The organism is Leptospira yanagawae serovar Saopaulo str. Sao Paulo = ATCC 700523 (assembly GCF_000332475.2).
Taxonomy (GTDB): Bacteria; Spirochaetota; Leptospiria; order Leptospirales; family Leptospiraceae; genus Leptospira_A; species Leptospira_A yanagawae.
Map to the genome: position 1 here is coordinate 121,213 of NZ_AOGX02000024.1, position 18,070 is coordinate 139,282.

Sequence of the window (18,070 nt, forward strand, 5' to 3'; positions counted from 1 at the left end):
ACAGAGGGAGAGTTTTTTTTGCGAAAGTTTGTATCCATCATCTTTCTTTTGGTCTGCACCCAAATCTTTCCTCTAGACTTTCCCAATTTTTCCTTAGGGGAAGAGAATGCCAAGGAAGAATTCAAACGGGGATTAACTTATAAAAACCAAAGAGAATACTCTGCCGCGAAAGAACGTTTCCAAAAGGCAGTGAATCTAAAAAAAGATTTCCATTTAGCCAGACTAGAATTGGCCAACAACTACTACCTATTAGGCGAATGGGAAGAGGCATTAGATGAATTGGAAATTTTATCTACAAAAGCCAAAAATGATTTACTCATCACAACTAAAATTGAGAGCCTTCGCCTAGCAATTGCAGGTGGTGTGACTGAAAAAGAAAAAATCTATTTTAAAACCATTGAAGGTGATTCTATCCGTGGATACAGGTTTCGTAATCCAACTGATATCACCTTCGACGAGGATGGAAATTTTTACGTTGCTGGATTTGATACATCAAATGTTATTAAATTTAATGCCGCAGGGAATCCTATTGCCAATTGGCGAGGTGGTCTCACAAGGAAACTAGATCGTCCTGTTTCTTTGGTTTATCATAATCAAAAAATTTACATCTCTGATTTTGCACGTGATGAAGTATTAGCATTTGACCTAACTGGAAGTTTTTTGTTTTCAATTGGAGGCCCTGGCAAAGGGCAAGGCCAATTTCGTGGCCCCTCCTCTATTTGTTTTGATAAACTTGGAAATCTTTATGTAGCTGATTCTGGAAATGGAAGAATCCAGAAATTTAACACAAAACAACAGTTTGTATTAGAAATCACAGGACTTGGTAATTCCAAATTAATCAATCCTTCTGGCATTACAATTGAAAACCAAAATCTATATGTGGTGGACAAAGATAAACTTCAAGTAATTGTCTTTGATGCTGATGGAAATACATTAGAGACAATTTCTAAACCCGAATGGAAAAAACCTCGTAACATTCGTATATTAGAGAATCAGATTTTTTTAACAGATGAAATAACCGGAATTTGGACTTACTCATTAAATAATGGAGAGTGGAACCAATTACCGAAGTTTCGAGACAAAAAAGGTGTGTATCGAGTTTTGTTTCGACCATTTGCAACAAATATGGATTCTACAGGTAGTTTTTATTTTGTTGATTTTGGAAAACATCGAATTGATATTTTTTCCCAAAAAAATAATTTATTATCAAACCTTGACTTGAAAATTGAATCCATTGATACTTCAGATTTTCCTAATATTCATATCTATACAAGGGTAAAAAATCGAGCGGGGAAAGAAATCGTAGGAATTGACCGACTCAGTTTTCGAATATTCGAAAATGACAATATGACACCCTTATTCTCCTTAGCGAGCAAAAACAAAATTAATGATAAATTACAAATCGCGATGGTTTATGAAAATAGCGAATCCTTAAAAAAAGCTAAACTAAATTTTGAAGATGGATTGTTTCCTCTATTTCGATCTTTACACGAAACGGATTCAGTGAGCTTATACCGAGCCGGAAAGGACAGCCAACTCATTCTTCCGCAAACAGTTTCCTTACGAGATATTTTGGCCAAAATTCGTGATAGTAAACCGGAAGAAAAGTTTAACTTCGGGAAAGCAAGTATAGCCGCGATCAAAAAATTATCAATGGAAACTGGTCCAAAAATTCTAGTGTATTTAGTATCAAAAGAAGCAAAAGAAGATGGTTTTTTACAATACCAAAAATCAAGGATTGTTTCGTATGCGAAGGCACATTCGATTCCCATTTACGTACTAACAACAAACCCAAATCCTAACCTAGAAGAATCTTGGTCTGATCTGACAAGTCCAACAAATGGAAAATACATCCTCTTAGATGGCGAAGGGGAAGAAAGAGAATTGTACAAAGAATTTAAATCGCAACTAGATTATCGTTATATTTTATCCTATAAAACCGATACAAATCCAGAACTTATCAACCGTTACATTAAAATTGGAATTGGAGTGGACCATAGAGGTGTAAAAGGAAGAGATGAAGGAGGTTATTTTGTTCCAGAACCTCGTTAAACGAAAAATCACCTATTTGGCTATTTTCATTTTGTTTGTAAGTACAAATATACTTTGGGGTGAATCGACTGCACTAGAAGACATTGCTGAAGGGAAAAATTTCCAATTGGGTGGAAATTGTAGAAAAGCAATTTCTTATTTCCAATCGGCTTTACAAAAAAATAAAAATTCTATCGAAGCCAAATTAGGAATTGCGGATTGCAGTTTTAAACTAGGATCCTTTAAAGAGAGTAAAAAATTTTATTTAGATATATTACAAAGGGATTCTAAATACATCCCGGCAGTCACGGGATTATCTGAAATCTATTTATTGGATGAAGACTATAAATCGATATCGGACCTGATCCAACCTTTGCTTACCGAATACCCCAATCACACTGGACTAAGAATTGCCGAAGCAAAATCTTTAGTAAAACAAGGAAAATTAGATTCAGCATTATACAAAATTAAAAATTTATCACAGAAATTAGATGAGCCAGCTGATTTATTATGGATGTTAGGTGAAATATACTTCACGAAAAAACAATATGAAAATGCACTGATTGCTGTAGATTCATATACAAAAAAGGAACCAAACGATCCGGAAGGATTTGCATACAAAGCAAAAATTTTGTTATACGAACATTATTTTCAGCCAAGTTTGTTACTCTCTGTCTTACCTCAAGTTAAAGAAGCGATAGAAAATGCTTTGAATTTGGATAACAAAAATGAAACAGCAAGGTTTTACTTAGTTTATCATGATTTGATTTTAGGAAATGCCAACCAGGAAAAAGAACTAAAAAAGAAAGCATTTAAAACAATTTATGAACTTGCTCGCGAATTTCCTGAAAACCAACTCTATCATAGTTTGGAGGCAAATCTTGCTTGGGAATTAGGAGAGACAAAATTTGCATCTTTTCATTATAGAAGGGCCTTGGCATTAAATGATTTGGATGAAGTGCTTCGTTATGAAGCAGAAGAGTATGTTATCGAATTTGAAAAAGAAGAATCGAAATTGAGAAGAGAATTAGGGGATTATAGAAGGGATCGATATTATTCCGAAAAACATTCCTTATATCACAAAAGCAGTTTATTTCATCTTTTCCGTGCGAGAGATTTGAGTGCACAAACACCTATCGTCAGGAAGGAATTACTCGAATTTTATAATTTATCAGGTGATGCAGTCAGATATACCAATTTGTTATTACGACTTCGAGAAGAAGATCCAAATTCGTTTAAACTCCAAAACAAATTAGAATTCGTTTTAAAAAATTTAAAGGAATCTATCGAATTCAAAGAAGGATACATCCAAATCGAACCAAATTCCGTTTTGGATTCACCAATCCGTTTCAGCCCAGAAGTTTATGTTTTTGATTTAGAATCCAATTCCGCATTCCCTGACCATCTACAAGCTGGAAGGCTTTTTGCAGACGGATTACGGTATCAATTAAAAAACATGTTATCTGTTAGAGTGATCGAAGGTTCTGAATTCAAACACATTCGGAATCTATTAAAAGAATCAAATTTCCATCCATTTTCTCAAACCATACCCTTTTCAATTGATAATCTACATCATTTAGATTCTAAACGGAAAAATGCAACTAAGGTTCGTTATGTAGTTCATGGAAAGTACCAAATCCAAAATGGCGACATTAAATTTGATATCTCAGTTTATGATAGGAATCAATTAAAAGACATTGCCAATTGGAAAACGAACCAAAGAGGTAGAGATAGTTTACCAACGATTTTACACCGAATCAGCGAGAGAATCAAACAACTGTTACCAGTTGAGGGAAAAATCTTAAAAGTCAAAAAAGATGAAGTAATTGTTTCCATAGGAAAGGATGATGGAATCCAAAAAAACTCCCTTGTCTCATTTGAACGCCAAGGAAAGGTATTATTTGATGGAGAAATCCTCACTCTTGGTAAATCAATTGCTAGCGTAAAACCAAAAATGAGAGGTTGGGAAAAAGAGCTCGCTACCGGGGACTCTGTGGTTTTGAAAAAGCACTAAGGTAAAAAGAAGAACAAAAGTTAAGAAGTGATTCCGATATTCTTGATTCCTTTTCAGAATCCAAATCACTTATCTCCAACTGACAAACATTCCTGTTCAGATAAACGGATTCTATATTTTCTTTTCGAAAACATTCGGCCAATTCAGGTTGAAGATTTGGATAGTCTTTTGGTTCCAAATACATTTCCACATTAGAAAAATCGTAATTGGAAACAATTTTATGAATGTTTTTTTTTGGAGTTGGTTTCCATTCAAGATCAACATTTGGGTAAAAATATAAAATGCCTTCGTGGAGTTTAAATTCACCTTTATTTAACTGAGACTTTATTTCATCAGACTCATAACGGATCAAATCTTTGTCCGAAAAAATCCGATCTTGGAATCCAACAAGAACTTCTCCCCTACCACTTACTTTTCGTTTGATCGTGACATACAAAACTTGTTGTTTTCCTAGTTTTTTTGATTCCTCCTCAATTCTATTGATGGTATCGATATCCAACCTGGAACTTTCTATCTTTTTTTTCTTAAAAAACCAAGTCATAGTTTTAAAATCTTCCTTCTAATGTACATGAATACTTTCATTTTCCGATCCAAATTCCCGGTTTCAAAAGCACAATTGTTCCAATTTCACGAAGAACCAATTGGCTTTTCCACATTGATGCAAGCAAATCCAGGGATAAAAATCATTCAGAAACCCAAATCCTTACAGGTTGGTGAAGTTGCTATATTAAAAGTACCTATGATACCTTTTGTATATACAACTTGGATCGCAAAACATACGCTATATGAAAAAAATCAAATATTCCAAGACAACCAGGAAAAAGGTCCATTCCGAAAGTTTTTACATTCCCATCGTTTTTTAGACGTGGATGGAAACCCAAATGAATCCATCCTTTCAGACGAAGTGGAAGTTTCCTTTTTTTTATGGCCCATATCAAAATATTTTATATTTCCAATTTTATATTATTTATTTAGGAAAAGGCATCAGTTAACAGCCCACCACTTTAAAACAAATTATCGTTTAATTTTTAGCGGGTATTCTTGAACCATAATCAATGAGTTGCCGATTGTATTCTTTTTCCATGAGAGGTGAAGAGATTAAAAAATCGGCACTGGAACGATTGCACGCCATGGGTATATTGTACAATACAGCGATCCTAAGAAGGGCTTTTACATCTGGATCGTGAGGTTGCGCAGAGAGGGGATCCCAGAAGAATACCATAAAATCAATGGAGTCTTCCACGATTTTTGCTCCTATTTGTTGGTCACCACCTAGCGGACCAGAAATGAAGCGAAATACGGGAAGTCCAATTTGTTCGTGAATCAGTTTACCCGTTGTGCCCGTAGCAGACAAATGGTGTTTGCTTAAGGTTCCTTTATTGTATTTCACCCAATCTAAAAGATCCTCTTTTCTGTTATCATGAGCGATGAGAACAATCTTTTTAGTGGTTTCCATTTTTCTTTGTATTAGTACCATAAATTGATAGTTCTTGCCAATTTCCAGGATTCAAGGAAAGTTTCCCTGAAATGGTAATGCAAAACCGATTTTTTTGGATCCTCCTGGTATTCTTATCTCTTTCTCCATTATTTGCCAAGGATTCGAATCCAACGGGAGATTCACGTGTAGAATCCATCCTGCCGACAAAACCGGAATCAGGTTCGCCTTGGGGGGAAAACGCACTCGATGTAGAAACCATTCCCGTCCTTAACTTAGTGGATGAAAAAAATTCCCAAAAACGTTGGAGTGATGCCAGTAAAGAATTTTCTCTTGCCATTGATGGCTTTGAATCCGGAAGAAAAAATCTCGAAAAACGACGGGAAGATTTTAAAAAGGAAGTCTTTTATGAAGATCGGTATGAATGGCAAAAAGTAGCAAGACGAGAAAACAAAGAAAAAGAATTCCAAAAACAATTGTATGACCTTCGGTCACAAACAACCTTGCGCTTAGTGAAGGCGATGAATCTACTTGATAAAATCGAAAACCCTAAGGTAAAAGAAAGTCCCTCTTACATTGACCTTAAATCGGGAATTTACCGAGAGTACATCAAACACCAAGAATCATTTAAAAATTACCTACAGGTAATCGATTTCACCACTAGATATATTGAGATTTCGTCAAAAAATGAAATGGAAGCAGAACCTCACAGACTACTTGCACTCTCTTATGAAAAAATGGAACAAAACGCGTTTCGCAATAAAAACCAAGAACTCTATTATGAGTTTAAGGAATTAAAGAAAAAACATTTGTTACGCTTTGCTGAACTCCATTATGGTCGTGAATCAAAGGAGTTTGCCACCATCGAAGAAAAAGTGGGAAAAGATTTTTAATCGTTACATCATCCCTAATTTCTTTTTTAAGGCACGATTCTCTTCCACTAACTCTTTAATTTCTTGTTCCGTGTATTCGAACAATCGATCTTGTGCTCGTAGAATTTTGTCTAAGTTCATTTCTTCGATTCGGGAATAATTGAGCACTTGTTCGGTTGCCTTTTGCAATTCTAATGCTTGTTTCAATTCTTTTTCCCGTAATTCATCCAATTGTTGGCTAGCTTTCACTCGTTCATGCAACTCAATCAGTTCCTGATTTTTCATATCATTTACTTTTTCAAGGGCATTATTGATCCCTGCTTGGGAACGTTTGACCAGTTCCTCATATTGGAGAATGGAACGAAGGGCCTCGTTTTCTTTTTTCGATTCTTCGTATTCCTGATGCGCCAAAGAAAACACACCTTCAAAGAAACCAACATTTTCTAAACAAGAGTTGCCGATATCTAAGGCGGCTGCTTTGTAAGATTCAGACTGGATGGTTCGGTCTAAGATCATCCTGAGTTCTCTTACATGTAATGGGTTTTCCAAAACCAAATATTTAGGTTGTGATTGCACCATCTCTTGGATTTGGTTTGCTCCATCTTCTGAGGAAATGAGAATCAAAGAAACAAAAGGACTCCCTTCAAAAATCGTAGTGACTTTCGATTGGATTTCTTGCCACTCCTTCAGTGTCACTTGGATGAATACAATATGAATATCGTTCGGTGTGATTGAAATTTGATCCAATTCTTTTAAACCAATTTGGTTTACTTGGATTTTGATTTTTGAATGTTTCCAAAGCTCCACCGGAAACGGACGGCCTTGGGAAAGATTCCAAATGTAAGAAGTTTTCAAACCCGATCTCCTAAACTACAACTAGTCTCTATGGAACCGTAGATAGAGGAATTTTCTAGCAAATTTTGTCTCATTTTTTCTTAGGAATTCGATTTTTTACCGATTCCCAAAGGATTTCGATTCGGTCTCTTGTGCGGAAATAAAATCCTAATTTAGTACGAATGGAGTCCGGTAATTTGGCATCCGTTCGGGAAATCATAATGTAGATCGAAAGAGTGGCGATGACAATATTCGCTGACCATGGACCCACCCAATCAGGCACGTTTTCTTTATAGGAAATACCGGATCCAAAAATAAAAAATGTATAATAGATAAGCAAAAAAATGACAGCTAATGTGAAACTCATCCCTTTTCCGGATCGTTTGACAACTAGACCCAATGGGAAAGATAAAAAGAAGAAGATTTGGCAAGAAAGTGGTGTGGCAAATCGTTTATGGATTTCCACGTTAAAACCAGTGAGTGTTTTTTTGGATTCATTTAAAAGTTCTGATAATTGCGAGTAAAGTGTGAATTTTTGTGCGACATCTTCTTGGTTTCCAGAACTTGCACCCATGATGATCTCATACTTAAATTGTTCGACCATCTGTTTCAATCCTCCCACACCTTTGATGGAAAGACCATACTCTTTTAAAATTTCTAATCCAGGAATTTTTTCCAAACCATCGGATTCTATCGCATTTCGAATTTCGATTAACATAGGTAAGGAAAATGTATCAGGTTTTACGTTGATACTCATAGTTTTGGTATCTTTTTTTGCTGGTGTGTTATAATCCATTTCACCATTCATAAAATTGGTGATACCAATTGCATTTGTCTCCGGATCCCATTCAATCACATAACCTTTTTTCAACCGAACCGATTTTTCAAATTCCCCAGAAGAATTCTTTTTTTCGACTAATAATCCTTCTTTGGCATTGATGATTTGTAACATCTTTGACCCACCCATTGGTACGGCCAAATTATTCACCATGATAAAGTCTGTTCCATCGGCAGAAATTGCCCATTCACGGATTTGGACATTGCTTAAGTTTCCATCTTCATCGACTCCACCGGAGTACATTGTTCTTCCTTTCTCCGAAAAGAAATCTTGGGTTTTGTCTCCAGAAAATTGGCCTGGTTGGATGGCAAGTAATGGATTGTAAGTTGCGATCCAATTATCAAAATCTTTCATCTTACGGGTGTTTTCTGGTCCAAGATAAAAATTAAGGTAACCGACTAGTAAGGTCATTACAAAACCAAACAACAAAAAATTACTGTAAATATAGGGAAACGAAACTCCGGAAGCTCGCATGGCAGTAATTTCTGAATCTCCAGACAACCTTCCCGCAGCCATGATCCCTGACATAAGGCAAGCCATCGGTATGGTCATAGGTAAGGTATTCCCAAATACATAACCCATATAATCTAATAAACGGAAAAAATCGACTCCCTTACCCACAAAGAGTCCAATCATTTTTTGGATGGCCACTGCCATGTAGATCATCGTAAAAAAGGAAAGAGCGACTAAAAAGGGACTTAAAATTTCCTTAAGGATATAAATTCTTAATATGGAAGGTTTGAACCGTTTCCATTTTCCCATACGATCTGTATCCACCATAAACCCAGGAGGCAGATCATCTTTGGAAAAAACACGAACAGTTCGTAAGTCAACTTGTTTACTCACACAAGTTTTCCCTTTAACGTTGCACTTGTAGCTTGTTCAATCAATACATTGACTGTTTTTCCAATCCAATCCGATAATTCTAAGGATTGGCCTTCTGGAATCGGAAAAACTACCATACGCCCACAATGGGATCGGCCACATAACTCTTGTTTTGATTTCTTCGAAGTATTTTCAATTAAAATTGAAAATGTTTTTCCGATTTTTGAAAGATTTTTTTCTAAGGAGATTTTGGTTTGTAATTCAACAAGTTCAATCAATCGTCTACTTTTTGTCTCTTCCGGTACATCATCGATAAACTTACGTTTTGCTATTGTACCTTCACGTTCAGAATACTTAAACATGTAAGACATATCAAATTTTACTTTGTTTACCACCTCTAAAGTTTCCTGAAACTCTTCTTCCGTTTCTCCAGGAAAACCTACAATGATATCAGAAGTGATTCCGATATCAGGAATCACCGACTGAATTCTAGTTACAAGTTCCAAATACTCCTCTTTAGTGTAACTTCGTTTCATATCACGAAGCACTTTGGAACTTCCCGCTTGTAAAGGCATATGGATTTGCGAAGAAAAACGTTCCTCTTTCGCCATAAGTGAGATTAGGTGGTCAGGAAAGTCTTTCGGATGTGGGCTTGTAAATCGTATCCGTTCAATCGTTGTTTCTTTTAAAATGGATTCGACCAGAGCACAGAAATCATAACTTTCATAGGCATAACTGTTAACATTCTGTCCAAGTAAGGTGACTTGTTTGACACCCATTGATTCCAATTCTTTGATTTCTCGAATGATGGATTGCGGTTCTCGGCTCCTTTCGCGCCCTCTTGTGTAAGGAACCACACAGAAAGTACAAAAATTATTGCAACCTCGCATGATTGTTACAAATGCTTGGATGCCATTCACAACTTTAGGTTCTAATTCATCATACGTTTCGGTTCGGGAAAGCCTAGTGAGTTGGACATCCCTTTCGCCAGCACGGATATTTTGAATGAGTTCAGGAAGGGTTCTGTAATTATCTGGCCCCACAATTAAATCAAGAGGCAATTCTTGGTTGAAAAGGTCTTCTCCCAAGTTTTGTGCCATACACCCAAGGACACCAATGACAAGATTGGGATTTTTCTTTTTGAGGTAACCGAGGGATTGTAACCTTCCATAAATTTTTGCATGGGCATTTTCGCGCACAGCGCAGGTATTGAGAAAGATGATATCGCTGTCTTCCACCGAATTTGTGGTTTCGTAATGCTCCTTACGGAACAATTCTTTGACAATGCCTGAATCGTATTCATTCATTTGGCAACCATAGGTTTCCACATAGACCTTTCCCAATTGGATGGAAGGGAGAGTTTCCTGGCTTTCTGTGACGGTAGGGTTCATATTGGTATCATTTCCCAGGAAAATTCCTTGTAAAGCAAAGAAGAAACGTAACTAAAGGGTATATGGCTTGGGTGAAACGGGAAACCTACTACGAAATTTTGGGCATTCCGAGACATGCCTCGCGGGAAATGATTGAGGAAGTGTTTACTTCAGAAATTGCCTTTTGGAAATTACTGAACGCAAGTGGTAGCATCGAAGCCAAGGAAAAAATTTTAGAACTCACAAAAGCCTACCTAACCCTATCCGACCCAGAAGGGAGAAAACGTTACGACAAAGAACTAGACTTTACTTTTGTTTTGTTGGATGGAAAAGCCAAGGACCCAGAAATCGAAGAAGCCTACGACGTGTATCGCCTCGCCCATAAAAAATCCTACCAAGAGATCCTAAGTGAATTCAGCAAATTCCGAGAAGAAATGGGGGAAACACTTTGGATTTTGAAAAAGACAACCATTTATTTGGTGGGTAACCTTTTGTTGTACTCAGGCATTGTGTTGTATCGGTCCTTTGTGGTCCAACCAAGTGTAGGTGGAGCTAGTATGACAGCCACTGACCAATCTTCTTTTGATTCCCTTTCTCTTTTCTTTTTAGTTTTGAGTTTTTTAGGGTACTTGATTTTCCGTTTTCAGTATTTACCCAAACAACTGGAAAAAAGACGCCTTCAAAAACCAGTTTAAATAGACTTAGGGAATAAAATTGGCAAAAGGTTTGGAAAACATGCCCCACTCAAATGGAGAGAATCCACAAAGTCTTTACACTTCCAATTGGAATCTAAACTTGGATCCACAACTTTAAACTTTGAATTGGGAGTTTTGGATACCAATTCCACTTCCTTCCGTACCTCAGAATTGAATTTTTCGAGTAAACCATCTGATGCCAACCGTTTCCGTAGAGGTTCTGAAACCACAGGAAAATAAACGATTACCGGAATTCCGGTTCCTTGTAACCGCTGTAACATTCGTTTAAAAAAATAAACTTGAGTGGGAGATAAACTTTGGCCTTTCAAATACTGATTGTACATGGCCTCTGCATCTCGTTCTAAAAATACATCCATATTGGCAAATTTGATTTCATTGGGAAGGGCTCCAAACTTCACTCGATTTACCAATTTGATTTTATCGATGTAACCCCGTTTGTGTTCTTTTCCTGTAATGCCAGCAGTCATACCTGGGAAAAAACCGATTTCAATTTCTTTGTTATTGGCTTTTATCGCAGTGGGATCGAGTGGATACTTGTATAACGCAAATAATTTTTTTAGAAAATATACTTCTGCTTCATCTACAGAAAATCCACTAGCATTTGTTTGCCAAGGATCCTTAGATCTGGATCGGAAAAAATCTATATTTTCAAGGACGTAACTCGGATCATAGGAACCATTGAGTGAATAATCAATTGAGGCTCTCGCAAATAAAAGTGGATCCACTTCGATTAACACATAACGAATCGGTAAATTTGTTTCTAAAACTCGCTCCAGCCAATAGGCTTGGAAACTCGGTGGACCAAAGGGGGCTGCATAATTAAATGAATTCGTATTTGGAAAATATGATTCCAACATTACTGAATCAAACTCACCAGAACGAGAACTACCGAGAATCAAACCAATTTGTTTGTTTGGATTTTTTTTAGCTTCAGAAAGCATAACCTCAAACAAATCTTCTTTCAGTTCATAAAACTTACGTTCAATCTTCTTCCAACTATAGGTATTTTCCACTACAATGGGCAGAAAAAACAATTTATCGATGCAAAACAGTAAAAACGCTAATACCAAAGGATACAACACAACAGGAAAAGTTTTTTTCATATTAAAATTGGAAGTAAATGAACTCCGTTCCTCCCGGTGCTAAGTAACCTAATAAAATGGTAATGATAAAAGAAAAAATCAGTAAAAAAGTAAAACTTTTAGCTGTAGACCAATTTTCTCTTGGGAAACTTGGTTTTGTTTGTAAGTAGTTTAAAATAAAAGTTAATAATAAGGAATAAATGATTTTTTCCATTTTATTTGTTCGTTCTCCACTTGCATTGGAAAAAGAACGAATGTACATGGAAATCGCATTGTGAACGCTTGGCGCACTGAAAAAAGGAACTGATAAAACAAAAAAAGAAAATGTATATAGAAATCCGGTGACCTTCTTCCAAACTTTAGGTTTTTCATCTTTTCCTTTTGGAAAAATCAAATCAAATTTCCTTTCTATACTCAACATCAGTCCATGTAAAAAACCCCAAATGATAAAAGTGAAACTTGCTCCATGCCAAAACCCTGCCAAAGTAAAGGTAATCACTAAATTAAAATACCCTCTATACTCCGTTACTCGTGATCCACCTAGCGGAAAATAGATGTAATCCTTAATCCAAGTGGCAAGAGTCATATGCCATCTTGTCCATAATTCTCTTACCGATTTTGATAAATAAGGAGCATGGAAGTTTTCTGGTAAATTGATCCCTAACAATTTACCTAATCCGCGGGCAAGGTCCGTGTAACCACTAAAATCACAAAAAACTCTTGCAGCATAACCAAACATCGCTGCCAAATTGGAAACACCATCATAGGCATCCGGATTCATAAAAATGGGATCAATAACAGAAGAGAGATTGTCCGCGATCACAACCTTTTTGAATAATCCTAAAAAGACTAAATAATACCCTTCAAACAATTGTTCCTTTTTAGCATTCCAAACCTCAAGTTGGTAAAAGAATTCTCCATGTCGGACAATGGGCCCAGCGACGAGTTGTGGAAAAAAGAATATGAAAAGACTAAATTGTAAAAGGTTGGGATTTTCATTTGCATTACCTCGTTTTACATCAATGGTATAGGCAACCATTTGAAATGTATAAAAACTTATCGCAAGAGGTAAGGTAATGGAATCAAAACCAAACTGTGATTGGAAAAAAGTTTGAACCGCTTCCTGAGAAAAAAAGACACTACCTGTCATCTCAAATAAAATCGACCAAAGAAAGTAAAAGTATTTAAATAAAAACAAATTTCCAAAATTGATACATAAGGAAACAGGATACCAAAAACTCAATTTGTCCTTTAGTATCTTTTTGTTCATCCAATGGTTGAGACACACTAAAAACAAAAAATGAAATGCAAACGGAATCGACCAAGCGGCATAAAATAGAAAGGATGCGAGAAATAAAAATACCAAACGGTATTGACCTCTGACCACCCAATGGATTCCATAAACGACCAAAAAGAACAATAGAAAACTAAGCGATGTAAATTTCATTCTAAGATTTCACCAATATTTTCCTTTATATTTCTCCATCAACCTGAATCACAAGTCCTTTTAGGTATTCACCTTCCGGATGGTAAATGGAATATGCATGGTCTGGACTTTGGCTTAATTGGTGCAAAACTCGAACCTTTTTTTTGGCATCTTTTGCAGCGCCGAACACAATTTTTTTAAATAAATCTGAAGAAATATGTTGGGAACATGAGAAGGTAAACACGATTCCCCCCTCTTTCACTTTTGAAATTGCTTTCATATTGATCTCTTTGTATCCCCTACTTGCTTGCATCACAGTGGAAACATTTTTTGTAAACGCAGGTGGGTCTAAAATGATCAGGTCGTAAAAACCCGAATCCATGTTTTTAAGATAAACAAAGGAATCCATTTCCAAAGATTTGTGTTTACCTGTTTCAATTTCTTGGAATAAACCATTGAGTTTTAAATTTTTTTCACAAATATCCAATGCTTGTTTTGAAATATCTAAACTATGAACAAGTTTCGCACCATTTAGCAAGGCATAAACGGAAAATGCCCCTGTATAAGCAAACGTGTTTAAGATTGTTTTATTTTTTGCATAATTCTTCAGTAATAGACGATTGTCTCTTTGGTCTAAAAAAAATCCAGTTTTTTGGCCATAAGGAAGATCTGCTAAGAATTGGATTCCATGTTCAATGAATTTGGTTTCCGAAAGAGTTCCCTTTAAAACCGTATAACTTTCCTGTTTTTGGTCTTCTTTTTTATCACGTTTCTCGATGATGGTATCCATACCAAAACTTTCAAGGAACTGAACTAAATCCTCTCGTAAACGAATCATTCCGGACGTTTTTAACTGCAAAACGGCAGTTTTGTCATAAACATCAACAACAAGTCCTGGTACCCCATCCCCTTCGGAATGAAACAATCGAAACCCATTTGTTCCTTTGGGTAAAACTCTCTGTTTGGATTGTAATATGGCATTCCATTTTTGAAACCAGTAATCCTTGTTTTTTCCATCATCTTGTTTGTGATACGAAAACAAACGAATCCGAATTTGGCTTCCCGGTTCAAAAAAACCCCAAGCCAAAAAAGATCCATCATTTGCTTGTACTTCCACAATATCACCAGATTTTGTTCCCGACGCGACGGATTCGATGGCACCTGAAAACACCCAAGGATGAAAATTTAATACTGCCTTTTCTTTATTCTTCTTTAAACGAATGACCATTTTTCATCCAATTGCATTTACGAATTGTTCTCTAGAGAAATTATCCCCTCGATATTATGATAAAAAAGTTACTCATCCTTCTTGTCGTTTCTTTTTCCCAAATCGAAGCGAAACCCGTTTTGGATTTTAGCATTCAATATGATCCAAACCACAATGTATCTCTCGACTCTATTTCATCCGACCAAAGTTCTTATTGGTACGTTTTGGAAAACGAAATCACTGAAGAAAATATCCCAAATCTAAACGAAGAGAATTTTTTTGATTATCATTGGAAACGGATTAAAATTCCTGGGAATCTCCCACCAAACGAAAAAAAAGATACAACTCAAAGGACTGTTTTCCTTGCCAAATGGATCGAGTTCCATGAAAACCCAAGTGAACAATACAGCTTTCGTCTTGGTATCATCAATGATAGAGATAGAACTTATTTAAACGGAAAGTTAATTGGCAAAACAGGTGAATGGAATTCTCCATTACCACAATACTATGATAAGGTGAGAATTTACCCCATTCCTCAATCATTAATCCAATCAGGTAAAAAAAATCTACTTTTAATTCAAGTTCAACTTTACTTCCAAAAATCTGGAGGAATTGAACAGGATAAAATCCTACTTGGACCATCAAACATAATCCAATCCCAATTTTTTAAAGATGAATTCATTAAATTAATCTTCTTAACTATCTATATAACAGTTGGAAGTTATTTTCTATTTTTATACTTTCGAAGGAGAAAAAACAGAGAGAATTTATTTTTTGCTCTCTTTGCCTTTTCTTTTGTTTTGTATAATTTTTTAAGAAATCAATTGAAATACGAATTCGGATTCTCTTTTTTAACCATGAAAAAATGCGAATATATGGTGATTCTGTTACTTGTCCCTTTGATGTATCATTTTTTAAGAAACCTATTTCGAGAAAGGTATGGAAAAATCGGGAAAATTTTGGATGGAATCCAATCGTTATTTTTTGTATTCTTTTTAATTCAAAATGAAATTCAAACTTCTAATTTTGTTTTGACTAATATTGTCCAACCAACCTGGCTCATTTACGTCACTTTGATTTTTTTGATTTTATTTCGTAATTGGAAGAAAAAAGAAAAAAAAGCAATTTATATTACCTTTGGACTCATGATTGTACTCATCGCTGCAATCATTGACACTGCCACAAATCGAAACTTTTGGGTTTTTCCTCGTATCATGGGATATGCTTTTTTCTTTTTCAATGTTTCTCTTGCGATCATTCTCGCAAATTCGTTTGTCAAATTAAACGAACAAGTTGAAGATCTCAATCGAAACTTAGAGAAAAAAGTAGAAGATAGAACCTTGGCACTCCACGATTCTTTATTCCAATTACAAAACCTAAAGGAAAAACAAGATGGCGATTATTTTTTAACATCACTTCTCATCCAACCTTTGGCAAGGATCGAAAATAAAATTCCGGAACTGAGTTTTGAGTCATATGTCAATCAATTTAAGAAATTCCTTTTTCGTGGCAAAACTGGAGAGATAGGTGGTGACATCTGCATCGTAGGAAATATCCAACTGGAATCAGGTGAGTATACAGTATTTGCCAATGCCGATGCCATGGGAAAATCAATCCAAGGTGCAGGAGGTGCCCTTGTATTAGGTGTGGTATTCCAAGCTGTTTTATCAAGGTCTAAATCGAGTTATACGAAGAAACGACCGCCGGAATTATGGCTTAAAGATTTATATGTAGAATTGCAAGCTGTATTCGCAAGTTTTGATGGCTCCATGTTATCAAGTGTTGTACTTGGAATGGTTGGAAAAGACGGATTTCTGTACTATATAAACGCTGAACACCCTTGGAGTATCCTTTACCGAGATGGTGTTGCTTCCTTCATTGAAACAGAATTATCAATGAGGAAATTAGGATTTCCAAAAAACAATTCTCAGTTTCAAATCAAAACCTTTTCTCTATTGGATGGAGATGTTTTATTCATTGGATCAGATGGTCGCGATGATATCAGCATCAATCAATCTTCAGAGGAACGATACATCAATGAGGACGAAACCTTAATTTTACGATTTGTAGAAAGGGCTTGTGGGAATTTACTGCCTCTTATCTCTGAAATTAATGCGAATGGTGAGTTAACGGATGACATATCATTTATTAGAATTGGGTATCAAAAAAAAATCGATAAAAAGGCCATTTCTGAAGAGATCAGAAACCAATTTATCGAAATCCAATCTAAGGCCAAACAAGGTCATTTGGATTCTGCCTTAAATGAACTATTGCTTTTGGTAGAGAAGTGCTCTCATCCCAATTTTCATTCTTTACTGGGAAAGATCTATTTCCAAAAAAAACTTTGGATGGAATCACTTACCCATCTTAAAATTGCCGTCACTGATGCTCCATCCAAGGAAACTTTGTTTTATATGATTGCAAAATCGGAATTCCAAATGGGAAATTTACAAGAAGCAATCCTTTGGAGCGAACGTTACTTTCTACGTAACAAAGAAAACAAACGAAATACAAAACTGTTTTTCCATCTTTTGGATTTAAACCAAAATCAGGATAAAAAAAGTTTTTACTTAGAATTTCTTAACCCCGTAGAAAATAAAGAATTACTAAAATCCCTATTGCAATCCGATACACACCAAACGAAATAAAACTCCTTCTTCTAATAAAGGCCATAAACAGTTTGATGATAAAAAAACAAATGATAAAGGATACGATACTTCCGAAAAGTAGTAATCCAATGGTTTCCGAATTTAAGATAGCCCGATGTTTGTACAATTTATAAAGTCCAGCTAATGTCAAAACAGGTATCGCTAGGAAAAAAGAAAATTCAGCACTGTCTTTTTTGGAAATGCCTAAGGTTCTTGCAGAGATAATAGTTGCAGCTGATCGTGAAACACCAGGGATCAAAGCAAAACATTGTAAACATCCAACAATCAATGATTCTTTCCAACCAATGGTTTGACCATGGCTATCATCTAAATGTTTTTTTTCGACAACTACCATCAAAAGTCCACCGACTAACCAGGAACCACCGAGAATCAAAAGAAGGTCTGGTCTCATCTTCACATTGTCTAACCATGATTTAAACACGAATCCAAGGATTAAAATTGGTAAAATTCCAATTAGCAAATTGAGATAAAAACGAAAACCGGTTCCATCATCATTTTTCTTAGAAATGTATAAAACTGCAGATCTTAAATGGTTCCATAAGGTTTTGTAATATAAGGCAACAACGGAAAAAATGGCACCAGATTGAATGAAGATATCAAACAAATCTTCGAACGCCTCATGAGGAACAGAGAGATTTTCAAACGGGAAAAAATAACTAAATAAAAATAAATGGCCAGTGGATGACACTGGCAAAAATTCCGTGGCAGCTTCAATGATGCCACGTAAAAACGCGTTTAATGTATTATCCAT

General features: G+C 35.8%; 15 protein-coding genes. 6 read left to right on the forward strand and 9 right to left on the reverse strand.

Annotation, left to right across the window (positions count from 1 at the left end):
• Nucleotides 1–18: 18 nt before the first annotated feature.
• Both LEP1GSC202_RS12230 and LEP1GSC202_RS12235 read left to right on the forward strand, forming a co-directional pair.
• Nucleotides 19–2,052, forward strand: a complete 2,034-nt coding sequence (locus LEP1GSC202_RS12230; protein ID WP_039929034.1) for a 6-bladed beta-propeller — start codon at nt 19–21, stop codon at nt 2,050–2,052.
• The gene (locus tag LEP1GSC202_RS12235) at nt 2,033–4,045 is read left to right on the forward strand and encodes a tetratricopeptide repeat protein (RefSeq protein WP_015678158.1); all 2,013 of its coding nucleotides are present in this window, start codon (nt 2,033–2,035) and stop codon (nt 4,043–4,045) included. Before LEP1GSC202_RS12230 ends, LEP1GSC202_RS12235 begins: the two co-directional genes overlap by 20 nt.
• Here LEP1GSC202_RS12235 and LEP1GSC202_RS12240 read toward each other — a convergent pair.
• A complete protein-coding gene (locus LEP1GSC202_RS12240) occupies nt 4,011–4,586 on the reverse strand; it encodes a hypothetical protein (protein WP_015678217.1) in 576 nt (191 codons plus the stop codon). The genes LEP1GSC202_RS12235 and LEP1GSC202_RS12240 overlap by 35 nt on opposite strands.
• Before the next feature lie 27 nt (nt 4,587–4,613).
• Here LEP1GSC202_RS12240 and LEP1GSC202_RS12245 point away from each other — a divergent pair, with 27 nt between their 5' ends.
• Nucleotides 4,614–5,090 carry an SRPBCC family protein gene (locus LEP1GSC202_RS12245; protein ID WP_015678403.1) on the forward strand — a complete coding sequence of 159 codons (477 nt, stop codon included), beginning with the start codon at nt 4,614–4,616 and terminating at the stop codon, nt 5,088–5,090.
• Here the strand turns inward: LEP1GSC202_RS12245 and LEP1GSC202_RS12250 are convergent.
• Nucleotides 5,067–5,522, reverse strand: a complete 456-nt coding sequence (locus LEP1GSC202_RS12250; protein WP_015678014.1) for a methylglyoxal synthase — start codon at nt 5,520–5,522, stop codon at nt 5,067–5,069. The genes LEP1GSC202_RS12245 and LEP1GSC202_RS12250 overlap by 24 nt on opposite strands.
• 50 nt (nt 5,523–5,572) lie before the next feature.
• Here LEP1GSC202_RS12250 and LEP1GSC202_RS12255 point away from each other — a divergent pair, with 50 nt between their 5' ends.
• Nucleotides 5,573–6,373 carry an FcpA-related putative periplasmic flagellar protein gene (locus tag LEP1GSC202_RS12255; protein WP_015678037.1) on the forward strand — a complete coding sequence of 267 codons (801 nt, stop codon included), beginning with the start codon at nt 5,573–5,575 and terminating at the stop codon, nt 6,371–6,373.
• A gap of 3 nt (nt 6,374–6,376) precedes the next feature.
• Here the strand turns inward: LEP1GSC202_RS12255 and LEP1GSC202_RS12260 are convergent, their stop codons facing one another.
• The 3 genes from LEP1GSC202_RS12260 to miaB all read right to left on the reverse strand — a co-directional run bounded on the left by LEP1GSC202_RS12260 (nt 6,377) and on the right by miaB (nt 10,240).
• The gene (locus LEP1GSC202_RS12260; RefSeq protein WP_015678171.1) at nt 6,377–7,207 is read right to left on the reverse strand and encodes a hypothetical protein; all 831 of its coding nucleotides are present in this window, start codon (nt 7,205–7,207) and stop codon (nt 6,377–6,379) included.
• A 70-nt stretch (nt 7,208–7,277) separates the two neighbouring features.
• Nucleotides 7,278–8,870: an LptF/LptG family permease gene (locus tag LEP1GSC202_RS12265; RefSeq protein ID WP_015678253.1), complete on the reverse strand. Its 1,593-nt coding sequence runs from the start codon at nt 8,868–8,870 to the stop codon at nt 7,278–7,280.
• Nucleotides 8,867–10,240, reverse strand: a complete 1,374-nt coding sequence (gene miaB, locus LEP1GSC202_RS12270) for a tRNA (N6-isopentenyl adenosine(37)-C2)-methylthiotransferase MiaB (protein WP_015678211.1) — start codon at nt 10,238–10,240, stop codon at nt 8,867–8,869. Before miaB ends, LEP1GSC202_RS12265 begins: the two co-directional genes overlap by 4 nt.
• A gap of 62 nt (nt 10,241–10,302) precedes the next feature.
• Between miaB and LEP1GSC202_RS12275 the strand changes: the two genes are divergently transcribed.
• The gene (locus tag LEP1GSC202_RS12275) at nt 10,303–10,914 is read left to right on the forward strand and encodes a J domain-containing protein (protein ID WP_015678084.1); all 612 of its coding nucleotides are present in this window, start codon (nt 10,303–10,305) and stop codon (nt 10,912–10,914) included.
• Here the strand turns inward: LEP1GSC202_RS12275 and LEP1GSC202_RS12280 are convergent.
• From LEP1GSC202_RS12280 to LEP1GSC202_RS12290, 3 genes are read right to left on the reverse strand one after another with little or no spacing between them, the layout of a single operon-like run.
• On the reverse strand, nt 10,911–12,038 hold the full coding sequence (locus LEP1GSC202_RS12280; RefSeq protein WP_015678058.1) for a DUF1574 domain-containing protein: 1,128 nt from the start codon (nt 12,036–12,038) through the stop codon (nt 10,911–10,913). The two genes, LEP1GSC202_RS12275 and LEP1GSC202_RS12280, sit on opposite strands and share 4 nt — an antisense overlap.
• A gap of 1 nt (nt 12,039) precedes the next feature.
• Entirely contained in the window at nt 12,040–13,464 is a 1,425-nt protein-coding gene (locus tag LEP1GSC202_RS12285) for an MBOAT family O-acyltransferase (RefSeq protein WP_015678053.1), read from the reverse strand.
• Nucleotides 13,465–13,489: 25 nt separating this feature from the next.
• Nucleotides 13,490–14,671, reverse strand: a complete 1,182-nt coding sequence (locus tag LEP1GSC202_RS12290; RefSeq protein ID WP_015678336.1) for a class I SAM-dependent rRNA methyltransferase — start codon at nt 14,669–14,671, stop codon at nt 13,490–13,492.
• Between the two features lie 56 nt (nt 14,672–14,727).
• Between LEP1GSC202_RS12290 and LEP1GSC202_RS12295 the strand changes: the two genes are divergently transcribed.
• Nucleotides 14,728–17,298: a SpoIIE family protein phosphatase gene (locus LEP1GSC202_RS12295; protein ID WP_015678212.1), complete on the forward strand. Its 2,571-nt coding sequence runs from the start codon at nt 14,728–14,730 to the stop codon at nt 17,296–17,298.
• Here LEP1GSC202_RS12295 and LEP1GSC202_RS12300 read toward each other — a convergent pair.
• On the reverse strand, nt 17,231–18,070 hold the full coding sequence (locus tag LEP1GSC202_RS12300) for an undecaprenyl-diphosphate phosphatase (protein ID WP_039928978.1): 840 nt from the start codon (nt 18,068–18,070) through the stop codon (nt 17,231–17,233). The two genes, LEP1GSC202_RS12295 and LEP1GSC202_RS12300, sit on opposite strands and share 68 nt — an antisense overlap.